This is a genomic window from Pseudomonas sp. B21-017, assembly GCF_024749245.1.
Taxonomy (GTDB): Bacteria; Pseudomonadota; Gammaproteobacteria; order Pseudomonadales; family Pseudomonadaceae; genus Aquipseudomonas.
On record NZ_CP087194.1, the window covers coordinates 4,131,689 to 4,143,321 of the forward strand.

General features: G+C 60.7%; 9 protein-coding genes. 5 read left to right on the top strand and 4 right to left on the bottom strand.

What is annotated here, in order from left to right:
- Window positions 1–38: 38 nt before the first annotated feature.
- The 4 genes from LOY28_RS18660 to LOY28_RS18675 all read right to left on the bottom strand — a co-directional run bounded on the left by LOY28_RS18660 (window position 39) and on the right by LOY28_RS18675 (window position 6,049).
- Window positions 39–1,109, bottom strand: a complete 1,071-nt coding sequence (locus tag LOY28_RS18660) for a lipocalin-like domain-containing protein (protein ID WP_258612350.1) — start codon at window positions 1,107–1,109, stop codon at window positions 39–41.
- Window positions 1,099–3,570, bottom strand: a complete 2,472-nt coding sequence (locus LOY28_RS18665) for an ABC transporter permease (protein WP_258614486.1) — start codon at window positions 3,568–3,570, stop codon at window positions 1,099–1,101. Before LOY28_RS18665 ends, LOY28_RS18660 begins: the two co-directional genes overlap by 11 nt.
- A gap of 1 nt (window position 3,571) precedes the next feature.
- Window positions 3,572–4,240 carry an ABC transporter ATP-binding protein gene (locus LOY28_RS18670; RefSeq protein ID WP_018925581.1) on the bottom strand — a complete coding sequence of 223 codons (669 nt, stop codon included), beginning with the start codon at window positions 4,238–4,240 and terminating at the stop codon, window positions 3,572–3,574.
- Between the two features lie 111 nt (window positions 4,241–4,351).
- Window positions 4,352–6,049, bottom strand: a complete 1,698-nt coding sequence (locus tag LOY28_RS18675) for a sulfatase-like hydrolase/transferase (protein WP_018925580.1) — start codon at window positions 6,047–6,049, stop codon at window positions 4,352–4,354.
- A 468-nt stretch (window positions 6,050–6,517) separates the two neighbouring features.
- Between LOY28_RS18675 and LOY28_RS18680 the strand changes: the two genes are divergently transcribed.
- Genes LOY28_RS18680 through LOY28_RS18700 form a run of 5 tightly spaced genes read left to right on the top strand, consistent with a single transcriptional unit; the run spans window position 6,518 to window position 11,629 of the window.
- Window positions 6,518–7,561, top strand: a complete 1,044-nt coding sequence (locus tag LOY28_RS18680; RefSeq protein ID WP_018925579.1) for an NAD-dependent epimerase — start codon at window positions 6,518–6,520, stop codon at window positions 7,559–7,561.
- An 11-nt stretch (window positions 7,562–7,572) separates the two neighbouring features.
- Window positions 7,573–8,319, top strand: a complete 747-nt coding sequence (locus LOY28_RS18685; protein WP_018925578.1) for a sugar transferase — start codon at window positions 7,573–7,575, stop codon at window positions 8,317–8,319.
- Complete coding sequence (locus tag LOY28_RS18690; RefSeq protein WP_064618731.1) at window positions 8,320–8,964, top strand: CpsD/CapB family tyrosine-protein kinase; 645 nt, start codon at window positions 8,320–8,322, stop codon at window positions 8,962–8,964. It abuts the gene before it with no gap.
- 23 nt (window positions 8,965–8,987) lie between these two features.
- Window positions 8,988–10,016 carry a polysaccharide biosynthesis/export family protein gene (locus tag LOY28_RS18695; RefSeq protein ID WP_258612351.1) on the top strand — a complete coding sequence of 343 codons (1,029 nt, stop codon included), beginning with the start codon at window positions 8,988–8,990 and terminating at the stop codon, window positions 10,014–10,016.
- 17 nt (window positions 10,017–10,033) lie between these two features.
- Window positions 10,034–11,629 (top strand): Wzz/FepE/Etk N-terminal domain-containing protein, encoded by a 1,596-nt coding sequence (locus tag LOY28_RS18700; RefSeq protein ID WP_064618735.1) that lies wholly within the window; start codon window positions 10,034–10,036, stop codon window positions 11,627–11,629.
- Window positions 11,630–11,633 lie beyond the last annotated feature (4 nt).

Sequence of the window (11,633 nt, forward strand, 5' to 3'; positions counted from 1 at the left end):
TCAATTTCACCGAATAGTGTCGCGCCGAGAACTCCAATTCAATACCCGGTCATCTCCAGATACCCCTGCCCGCCATGACTGCCGCTCAGCCGCACCGGCCCTTCCCAATAAGGAATGCGCAAGTCCATCCAGGCCTTGGGATTAAGGGCGTCGAGGGTAATTTCGAGGTGCTTGCCCGGGATGTTGATCGACCAGCGCACAGGCATCGAACGCCCGGCAACCTTGGCGGTGTCTTGTGGTGTGAGGCGAATGTCGTCGGCGTGCAGCAACTGCGTCTGCCCCTGAGCGTCGATCCAGGTGCCGGTGAGGTATGGCGCGCCGTCCTTTTGCCGCATGCGGTAGAGCATCACTTGCTCACCGCTGTCCAGGTGCAGGGAGAACCAGTCCCAACCGGTCTGGTTGGCGGTCAGCGGTTGGCTGCTCCACTCTCGGTCGAGCCAGGCCGGGCCGTTGACCGTGTAGGTTTTGCCGTCGATTTCGAGGGTGCCGCTGGCCTGGAAAAAAGGCTGGCTGTAGTAGTACGAAGCCTGGCCTTGTTCGGATTTCTGGCTGAAGCCTTTGTCTCCCTGAAGTACCAATGGCCGGCTTGACGTCAGTCGAAGCTGGTAGCTGAACGCCTTGTCGCGGGCGCTGAGTTGCAGGTCTGCCAGCGGGTTTTCGTCGGTGGCCTGACTGCTGAAACGCCAGTCATCGATCCATGCATTGAACGGCTTAAGGATCACTCCGGCCTGGCCGACACCGCCTCGGGCATAGCGTTCGGCGGCATGGTGTGCGGTGGCGGATGTCACGGCCGCGTGGCCCAGCCAGATAGTCTGATTGGCCCAGCCAGGTTGCTCGGGCGTCGCTTTCAAGGCGCTGCGAAACAGCGTCCATTGCGCGCCGAACTCGCGCCCCTGATCGTCCTTGAGGTTGGCGGTGACGTACCACCATTCAATGCGAAAGCCATCGTGGGCGCCGTGGTCCGCCGGGAAACTGAATTCTCGCCCGGGCACCACCGGGGTAAATGCGGTGGCCTGATGGCCGAGGCCGGCGAAGCCTTTTTCCGGCGCAGGCGTGTTGTCGCAGCCGCTCAGCAACGCCAGCAGCAACACGCAGATTTTAATCTTCATGAGCAAACGTCCTCAGCAGATCCGCCGGTTGCGTGCGATACAGCGAGTACAACGGCCACGCCGACGCGAGCAACGTGGCGAGCAAGGCCAGGCCCATCAACTGCAACAGTTGCAGTGGAAACACCCGAAGCGGCAAGCGCCAGCCGAAGGCCTGCACGTTGATCACCGTATCCAGGCACCACGCCAATGCGATGCCCAACGGCAATGCCAGTACCAACGTCAGCACCGCGAGCAACCAGGTCTGCCCGAGGTTGAGCAGCATCAACTGTCGCCGCGTCACGCCCAGCGCCCACAGCGGCGCGAGTTGTCCGAGGCGGCTCTGGCTCTGGGTCAGCAGGCTGATGAACAGCGCCACGCCCGCGACGCAAAGGGTCAGGCTGTTGAGGGCGGCGGTGGCGGCGAAGGTGTGCTCGAACACTTGTGTGGACCAACCCTTGAGCCGGGCCTGATCGACGATGCGGCTGTCGTCCAGGGCGAAGCGCGCTTGCAGCGCGGCCAGGAACGCGGGAATCGACGCGGGCTCGATGCGCAGGTTGAAACGGCTGGGTGTCAGCTGCGGCCAGCCGCGCAGCAGGTGATTGATGTTGACCAGCAGATGGCCCTTGGGATTGCCGTAGTCGGCGTAGATCCCGACGATCCGTGGCGACCATGGACCGTTGGGCGTGGCAATGATCACGTGATCACCCAGGCGCACCTTCAACCGCCGGGCCAGTTGTTCGCTGAGCATCAGCGCGTCGTCCTTGGCCAGTCGTTCCCAAGGGTCGTCGCCCAAGGCTTCCAGCAACGGCCAGTGCTGGCGATAGGTCGGGTGATCGATTACGCCGAAGACATCCGCCGGCCAGCCCTGTAACTGAATCGACACTTGCCAGTTGGGTAGCACCGCGCTGACTTGGGGTTGTTGTTTGAGCCATGTGTAAAGCTCTCGGGCCTGGGCCGGATTTTGCGGATTGACATACAACTCGGCGGTCAGGCGTTGTTCGAGCCAGTTGTTGAAGGTCTGGCGGAAACCGGCGGTCATGCTGCCGGCACCGATGTTCGCCGCCAGCGCCAATAACAGCGCCATCAAGGCCAGGCTCAGGGCCGGCAACTGCTGACGGCAATCGGCGACAAACCATTGGCCGAGCACCGAGCGACTGCGCCGCAGCACCCGGTTGAGCACACTGTTCAACACCACCGGCAAGGCCAGTGCGGCGCCGATCAACAACGCGGCCATCAGCACGAAACCACTGCTCAGGCTGTCGCCGAACATCAACGCCAACACCGCGATCAGCGCAGCCATCGCCGCGACCCAACCCTGGCGCCGCAACCAGCGCGCGTGGGCCTGATGCCAGGCTTGCGGATCGGCCAGCGCCAGTAACGGCAAACGCGCCGCTCGCAGCAAACTGTTGGCACCGGCCAGCAACGCGCCGAGCAGGCTCAGACCGATGCCGCTGAACCACCACAGCGGGCTGAGGCTCAACTGTCCCGGCACTTCGGCGCCGTACAAGCCGCGCAAACTGGCGGCGACGTCCGGCAACAGCACGCCGGCCAGCAGGTAGCCGCTGACCACGCCAGCGACACCACCGATCAACGCCAGACCACCCAGCTCGACGGCGAGGCCGGCAATCAACATTCGCGCACTGACGCCACAGGCGCGCAGGGTTCTGAGCAAGCCTCGACGTTGCTCCAGCGCCAGACCGATCGCCGCGTGGACGATGAACAGGCCAACCACGAACGACAGAAAGCCCAAGGCATCGAGGTTCAGATGGAAGCTCTCGGTCAGGCGTGCAAGATTGTTTTCTTCGCCGCTGCTGATGAGCTGGAGTTGTCCCTTGAACTGATCAGGCAGGGTCGCGGTGAAATCCTTGGGCAGCAACAGACGTGACAGTTGATCGGGCAATTGCAGAATCTGCTGGGCGAAGCCGATGTCCACCAGCAACACACCGGGGGCCATGTCGGGTTGGGCACGCAGTGGCGGCAAGGCGATGCCGCTCTCGGCCGTCGGTGTTTCACCTTCGTGCAAGCCCAACGCCTGCAAGGTCTGCGGCGAAATCCAGGTGCTGCCCGGCACCGTGAAGAACTCGACGACCTGCTCGATCGGCAACGACCGGCCGGCCACTGCGGAACCGGCCGGCAGCGACACCGGTTCAATGCCCATCAACTGCAAGCGCTGGTCTTCATGGCCCTTGAGCGTCACCCGGCCTCGCAACACGGGCGATACCGGCCAACCTGCGCGACGCAGGTCGATAAACAATTGCTGAGGGAACACCCCGCCGCCGGGCGCGCTGAGGCTGGCTTGAGGTTCGCCACCGATCAACTGACTGGCCCGCGCGTAGCTTTCCCGTGCCTGACTGTTCAGCGCTTGCACGCCGGTCAGCAGGCTGGTGGCGAGCCAGAGCCCGGTCAGCACACTGAAAAATTGCACCGGATGTTGCCGCCAATGGCTGAGCAGCGCCCGCAATGTCTCGCGAAAAACCCGCACTTCAGCGCTCGTCCGCGCCAGCCAGACGGCCATTGTGCAGCACCACTTTTTCCGCCAGCCGCGCGGCGACCCTGGGGCTGTGGGTGACCATCAACAACGTCGTCGGGCTGTCGTCGAGCAACTCCAGCAGCAACTTCAACACCTCATCGCTGGTGGCTTCATCGAGGCTGCCGGTGGGTTCGTCGGCCAGCAGCAGTTTCGGTTGCGAGGCCAACGCCCTGCCAAGCGCAACTCGTTGCTGTTGCCCGCCAGACAGTTGTTCCGGATAGCGCTGCAACAGATCCACCAACCCAAGACGCTGCACCAGATGCGCTTGCCAGCGCGGATCGTGGCGCCCGGCCAGACGCGCCTGAAACGCCAGATTGTCCTCGACCCGCAAACTGCCGATCAGGTTGAACTGCTGAAACACCAGGCCGATTTCGGTGCGCCGCCAGTGGGCCAATTGGCCTTCGTTCATCTGTTCCAGCCGATGCTCGCCACTGCGAATGCTGCCGCGATCGACCTTGTCCAGGCCGGCGATCAGGTGCAGCAAGGTACTTTTGCCACTGCCCGACTCGCCCATCAACGCCAGGCTGCTGCCGGGTTTCAACGTGAGGTCGACGCCTTGTAATACCGGCAATGGGCCTTGGGGGGTGGCGTAGCTTTTGAAGACGCCCTGGACCGAAAGCATGAGAGGAGGCTCGTTGAAGGCAGTGGGCCTAGGATAGCGGACGGCAGCAAGACCGCGTTATCGTTTATCGCGAGCCTGCTCGCGATAAGGCCGGGCCATTTCATCAAAATCTCACTGCCCCACCGCCACACTCGGCACCACCGGCCCCGGCGTCACAATGCTCTTCAGATCGATGTACTTCCACGCAGGCACAGCGCCGAGCCGCGCATTGAAGCGATAGTTGAAAGTGAAGTCATCCGCCGTCGACACGCTCAACGGTTTGCCATACACCGCCTCGATCCCTGCCAGGTCATAGCCCATCAACTGCAACAACGTCGGGAAGATGTTGTAGTGACTGGAGCGGTCCTTGTTGGCCGGCAACTGCGCCTGCCAGTCCATCGTCTTCAAATCGCTGCCCGAGATCACCACCAACGGCACCAACCCCTCTTCCTCCACCGGGTCACTGCCACAGTGGGTGTTGAGCCCCGGGTTACCGCGCTCATGCAGATCCTGCCCGTGGTCCGAGGTGTAGATCATCAGCGCATTACGCATATCCGCCTGGGCGAAAACCCGTGAGAAGAACTCGCCGACATTCCACAGCACCGTGTTTTTGTAGGCATTGCGGTACAACACCCAATCATTCGGCTGCCCATTGAAACCCTCGCGCGTGCCCGTGTCCGCCACCTCGACAAACTGCCCCCGAGGCAAGGTCGGGCGATACGCCATAAACGCGTCCGGGTATTTGTCGTGTACCGGGAAATGCGCGCCGACCTTGTTGATCACCACCAGCTCCGGTATGCCGTCGTTGAGCAGATCGATCAGCTTGGCCGCCGCAGCCATGTCTCGCTCACGCACGCTGGTCTGGTCGAATTGCACGAACTCGTCGATGTCCTGTTTCTCGGCATTGCTCATCAGGTTCTGCAAGTTGCCGCCCGTGCGCTGGGCATCGATGTAAACCGTGCGCAGCCCGGCTTTTTTCGCGTACTGCCAGATCGACGGCAGTGTGGTGTTGATCCGCATGTAATCGCCACGGGTGCCGCCATAGCGCAACGTGACGTTGGTGTCGGCGCTGCAATTGGCGATGGACGCGGCGTAGCCGTAATTGAAGATGTCCACGCCCGGGTGTGCTTCCTTGAGGTTGCTGTGCACACCGAATGGCGTGTTGATGTCCAGATAGTTACCGGAAATGCTCTCGTCGATGATCAGTACGATGTCGTAACCCACCGGCCGATCGATGCGCGCCAAGCTCACCGGCTCGCGCGGGCCGACGGTGTTGTGCAACGCTTCATAGGTAAACAGATTCAGATAGGCCAACGGCGTGTACATGATCGGCAAGCCACGGGCGCCCTCGCCGGCCCGCACGAACAACACGACACTGAGCAGCAGCACGCCGAGCACCGGTGCCGCCGCCAACAACGCCCCCGGCAACGGCAACCGTCGACGCGGCTTGAGCCCGATACCCAACAGCAGCAACAAGCCACTGACCGTCGCACTGATGATCGCATCGCGGTACTGGTAAGCCGCTTCCTGAATGAACCCACCGGAATACACCAGCGACACAAAGCTGCTGTAGGTCAGGTAACTGGCGGTCACGTGCGTATACACGTCAAAGAAAATCGCCGAGCCAAACAGCGCCAACGCAAACAAATGACGGACCAGTGTCTGACGAATATAGGCGGTCATGAACAGCGCGATCGTCAGCACAACGAACATCCCGCCATACAGCAACATCGGCAAACCGATGCCCAATGCCTCGAGACGATCGAGGTAATAGTCGTAGCTTTTGAGTAAATACAGAACCAGCAACAGTTCCTTGAAGTATCGGATCATGGTGGATGCAGTACCTCCATGGCTGCCATTGGCAAATGGAAACCAATGATTATCAGCCATTTTCTGACACTAGCACCGAGCCATGAAAGCGCAAGAAATGCCGGTTTTTTGCCAAAAGCGTCAAAAAAACATTAACTCAAATCTGACGCGTCAAAACGCCTGTAACCCTTGTAATACAAGCCTTTCGACCGTTTATCGTTTTCTTGAAACCCCTCAAAACCGCGACAAATCCAGCAACGGCAAGCACTTGATACCAAATAGCCCATGAAATCAGGGTTTCCAGCCCGCGCTACCCGTCATTTTGCTGACACGCTTTCCCAAGGCTGGGCTATACCCCTTTTGACAGTCTCATTTCAGTTACATCCACCGTCTTACGAGGCACGCCAATATGGACGTGAACGTATTGGGTACGTGTTGCGTCGGCCTCATCCAAGCTGCGGCATTGGCAGCTCCAGAGGCGCCACGATCATGAAGATACTCGTCACTGGAGCCGCCGGCTTCATTGGTGCCCATTGTGTGTTGCGGCTTTTGAGCGACGGGCATCAGGTGTGCGGGCTGGACAACTTCAATGACTACTACGACCCGCAACTCAAACATGACCGCGTGGATTGGGTACGCGAGCAGGTCGGCGATTTCCCCCTCGCGAAAGTCGACCTGGCCGATGCCGAGGCCCTCGACGCACTGTTTGAGTGTGAACAACCGCAAGTGGTGATTCACCTCGCGGCGCAGGCCGGGGTGCGTTACTCCCTGGAAAATCCTCGGGCCTACCTCGACAGCAATCTGAGCGGGTTCCTCAACATTCTCGAAAGCTGCCGTCACCACCCGGTCAGGCACTTGATCTATGCCTCGTCCAGTTCGGTGTACGGCGCCAACCAGCACACGCCATATTCAGTCAAAGACAACGTCGACCATCCGTTGTCGCTGTACGCCGCGACCAAAAAAGCCAACGAGTCGATGGCCCACAGCTACAGCCATCTGTTCGGCATTCCCTGCACCGGTTTGCGTTTTTTCACCGTGTACGGCCCCTGGGGCCGGCCCGACATGTCGCCGATCCAGTTCGCCCGGGCGATTGCCGAAGGGCAGCCGTTGAAGCTGTTCAACTACGGCCAGCACCAGCGGGATTTCACCTACATCGACGACATCATCGAGAGCATCGCCCGCCTGGTCGAGCGCGCGCCGCAGCCGGCACCGGACTGGAGCCGCGAGCAACCGGACCCGGCCAGCAGCATGGCGCCATGGCGCATTTACAACATTGGCGGACAGCAGCCGGTAGCACTCAAGGACTACCTGGCACTGCTGGAAAAGCACCTGGGGCAAAAGGCCCTCGTCGAGTTGCTGCCCCTGCAACCGGGCGACGTGCTCAACACCTGCGCCGATGCCAGCGATCTGGCACTGGCCACCGGTTTCCAGCCACGGATAGAGCTGGATGAAGGACTCGGACGATTCATCGCCTGGTTCCGTGACTACTACCCACTGCGTAGCGCCCACTCGCCATTCATGGCCGGGCTTTAGCGGAGGACTCTATGACTGGACATGAAAAAGGCATGTTGCTCGATCACATGCAGCATGATAATCGCCTGGATCCCGAGCACCGGATGCGCCTCGACAAGGCGATCCACGTGCAGGGTCACGGCTGGGTGACCGGCCGCAACGGCGGTCGGCCCTGGACCCTGTCGCGCACCAATCGGGTGCTCGCCTGCCTCGGTGCACTGGTGATCTTGCTGTTGATTTCCCCGGTACTGCTGGGGCTGGCACTGGCGATCAAGTTCAGCAGCCCGGGGCCGGTGATGTTCGTGCAACAACGCACCGGCTACCGCGGCCGCATGTTCGGCATGTACAAGTTCCGCACCATGGTGGCCAACGCCGAGGAGCTCAAGGAGTCCCTGCGGCATCTGAACAAGCACGGCGCCGACGCCATCGACTTCAAGATCGACAACGACCCGCGGATTACGCCCATCGGCAGCTTCCTGCGGCGCAGCAGCCTCGATGAATTACCCAACCTGATCAATGTGGTGAGCGGCGACATGCGCCTGGTAGGTCCGCGACCGACCTCATTCAATGCCCGTCGTTACAAGGACAGCCACCTTGCACGCCTGAGCATCTACCCCGGCATGACCGGTCTGTGGCAAATCTCCGGGCGCAGCAATATCGACTTCGACCAGCGCGTTGAGTTGGACCTCACGTACATCGCCGAGCAGAGCCTGTTGCTTGATCTGAAGATTCTGTTGAAAACCCCCTTCATCGTGTTCAACGGCCACGGAGCGAGTTAAATGGACGGTTCATCGAATAACAGCCTGACCATCGCCAGCCCGAGCGAGTCCAACCTGACCTCGACCGTGCTCGACCTGGATCTGCGGATCCTTTTTCTGACCGCTGCCAACGCAGGCACGGGCACCACCACCAGTGCCCTGGCGCTGGCCACCCAATTGGCGTCAATGAGCAGCGGCCAAGTGCTGCTGGTGGACGCCAGCCAGTCGGCGAGCAACCTCACGCATCAGCTGGGGTTGAGCAAAGAGCGCGGCTTTCGCGATCTGCTGTTCAACGACTCCCCGCCGCTGCTGCAGGACTGCCTGGTGACCGTCTCCAGCCTGCCCTTCCACATCCTGCCGAACGGGCGGCACATCCGCGGCACCGAGCACCTGACCCGCGAACAACTGAGCCCGTTGCTCGAGCAACTGGGCGATCGGTATCGCTTCGTGGTGATCGACGGCGATGCGGTGTATGAGGCCGTCGACACCTTGGTCATCAGCACTTTGGTGGACGGCGTGATCATGGTGGTGCGCGCGGAAGACACCCGCTGGGAAGTGGCCCAGGCCGCGGCCCAGCGCCTGACCCAGGCCGGCGCGAAACTGGTGGGCAGCGTCTTCAACCGGCGCAAGTACTACATGCCCAAATGGCTCTACAAAAACCTGTAAGCACCCACCTGAAGGATGAAGTCATGAATGCCAAAGTGCTTGTCCTGCTGTTGCTACCGCTTGCAGGTTGCTCCAGCACCAGTGAAACCCAGAACATGCCGGTGCAGATCCTCACGGCCGAGCCGGCCAACGCCCAGGCCACCGATATGCCCAAGGTCGAACAGACCTTGCGGCCCAAGGACGTGCTGGACGTGATCTTCCACGTCAGCACCAGTGGCTCGGAGGCTTACCGCATTCAGCCCGGTGACCAGGTCGCCCTGAACTTCACCGCGGCCAGTCAGCTCAACGGCACGCAACTGGTGCTGCCCGATGGCACCATCGAACTGCCGGGGGCCAACACCTCGGTGAAAATCGCCGGGATGACCTCGGTCCAGGCCCGGGAGGAAATCCAGCGCGCCTATAACCGCAAAGCCCTGTTCCAGCCCAATCGCAACCAGTTGACCGTGCTGGTCACCAGCCCGCTGAGCAACGAGCAAAACCTCAAGAGCGCCCTGAACCACCCCGCTACCGGCATGAGCCGGGAGATCACCGTGGGCAACGACGGCTATGCGAGTTTTCCGGAAATCGGCTCCGTGCCGCTGCAAGGCATGACCGTCAACCAGCTCGAAACGTTCCTCAATCAACGCTACGCGCAATTGCCGGGACGGATGACAGTCGACGTCATGCTCAAATCCACGTCGGGCAACGAAATCTATGTGCTGGGTGAAGTCGGGCAGCCGGGCTCCTACCCGATTCGCCGCCCGGTCTCGGTGCTCGAAGCGTTGACCCTGGCCCGTGGCACCAGCATCAAGGCCCGGCTCGATTCGGTGGTGATCATGCGCCGTAACGGCAACCAGGTGCAGGCTGTGCACTACGACGTGGAGAAAGCCTTGTCCGGTGACGCGTCGCAGATTGCTTACCTGCAACCGGACGACATGCTCTACGTGCCCAAGACCAAACTGGCCAGCGCCGGTGAGCTCGCACGGCAACTGGCGGACGTGGTGCTGTTTCAGGGGGTGGGCTTCAGTTTCGCCTACCGCGTCGACAACAAAGGCAGCAACGGCAGTAACTAACTCACAGGTGACCCATCATGAACCCAAAGGAAAACTACCTGCATGAGTTCTTCAGGATCTTCTTCGCCAACAAGCGGTTGGTGAAGCGAATCTTCCTGATCTTTGCAGTGATCGCCCTGCTCCTGCCACTGGTGCTCAAACAGAGCTTCGATATCACCGCGCAGGTGCTCGTGCAGTCCAAAAAACTCTCTCAGGGCGACGCCACCACATCCCTGACCCAAGGCGACGCCTCTTTCATTCCGCCATCACTGGCGGATATGGAAACCGAGAGCAATATCCTGCGCTCGCCGGCCCTGATCCGTCAGACCATCAGTGACCTTCAGGCCAAAGGCGAATACACGCCCAACCCCGGGGCCTTCAACAAACTGGTGACCGTACCGATCCAGCGTTTCGTGACCAACCCCTTGCGTGAATACGTGATCAACCCGGTGCGCGGCGCGCTCGGGCTTGCAATCGATCCGGTGCGGGACACCTCCCTGGATACCTTCACCCAGGAGGCCATCGATAACCTGAAGATCGACACCCTGCCCGGCTCCAACGTGATCTCCATTATCTACAGCTCAAGCGATCCGGCCCAAGGCACCCGGTTTGTCGCAACGATGTTGCAAAACTACCTGGCCAGCCGTCAGGAACTGCAATCGATCGATCTGCCACAGAGCTTCTACGAAACCAAGAAGAAGCAGTATCAGGTGCGGCTCGATGGCCTGGAAGGCACTCGACTGGCGCTGCTCGAAAAGATCGGTGCGTCCGATCCGAAGGAAGAAATCACCTTCCGCCTCAACGCCATCAACACCGAGGAAGAGAACCTGAACCAGTATCAGGATCGCTTGCTGCAAAGCCAGCGCTGGCTCGACTACCTGAAAACCGCGCTGGCGGCGGCCAACAATACCTCTCGGCTCAACGACTACACCTTCCCCTTCACCTTCACCACCACGGTGGACAACATTGCCTTCGAAGACCGGGAGATCCGACAGATCGGTGAGCAACTGACGACTCAAGTCAGTCGCTACATGAATGACCTGGCGGTGTTCCAGCCGGGCAGCGAACCGATGCTGCTGGCCCGTGAGCAAATTACCCGCACCCGTCAGCAGTTCCTGAAAATCGTCAGCAACCGGATTCAGGAACGCACCAGCGACCTGGCGATTGTCACCTCGGTGATCAACCAGAAAACCGCGCGCATCGCCGAGTTCAAGAACCGTATCCACCAGTTGCAAGTGGCGCAGAGCAAGTTGCAGCAGATGGATACCGAGATCAATGCCTTGCACGCGGCGTTCTCCACCTACGCCCAGCGCTTTGCCGAAAGCAGCACCGCCCGCGCGCTGGACAGCGATTTGTCCAACGCCCGGGTGCTCAGCCCGCCGTTCGAACCGACCGAGGTGGCGTTTCCCAAACCGCTGCTGATCATTCCGTTCGGCATGCTGACCGGTCTGCTGCTGGCGATTGCCTTCGTCTACGTGCGTGAGTTCTTCGATCACAGCTTCAAACATCCAGCGCAAATCACCCATGAACTGGGCTTGCCGGTGCTGTTGGTGATCAACGATCAGGACGTCCTGCCGAACAACCCGCACAAGAACTGGACCGTGCCTAGCTTCATGTATTGGGTGCGCCATTGAACGG

Excerpts from the sequence above, each read along its gene's own strand:
- LOY28_RS18680 (WP_018925579.1), top strand. The coding sequence starts at position 6,518 with ATGAAGATACTCGTCACTGGAGCCGCCGGCTTCATTGGTGCCCATTGT.
- LOY28_RS18700 (WP_064618735.1), top strand. The coding sequence starts at position 10,034 with ATGAACCCAAAGGAAAACTACCTGCATGAGTTCTTCAGGATCTTCTTC.
- LOY28_RS18670 (WP_018925581.1), bottom strand. The coding sequence starts at position 4,240 with ATGCTTTCGGTCCAGGGCGTCTTCAAAAGCTACGCCACCCCCCAAGGC.
- LOY28_RS18675 (WP_018925580.1), bottom strand. The coding sequence starts at position 6,049 with ATGATCCGATACTTCAAGGAACTGTTGCTGGTTCTGTATTTACTCAAA.
- LOY28_RS18685 (WP_018925578.1), top strand. The coding sequence starts at position 7,573 with ATGACTGGACATGAAAAAGGCATGTTGCTCGATCACATGCAGCATGAT.
- LOY28_RS18695 (WP_258612351.1), top strand. The coding sequence starts at position 8,988 with ATGAATGCCAAAGTGCTTGTCCTGCTGTTGCTACCGCTTGCAGGTTGC.
- LOY28_RS18660 (WP_258612350.1), bottom strand. The coding sequence starts at position 1,109 with ATGAAGATTAAAATCTGCGTGTTGCTGCTGGCGTTGCTGAGCGGCTGC.
- LOY28_RS18690 (WP_064618731.1), top strand. The coding sequence starts at position 8,320 with ATGGACGGTTCATCGAATAACAGCCTGACCATCGCCAGCCCGAGCGAG.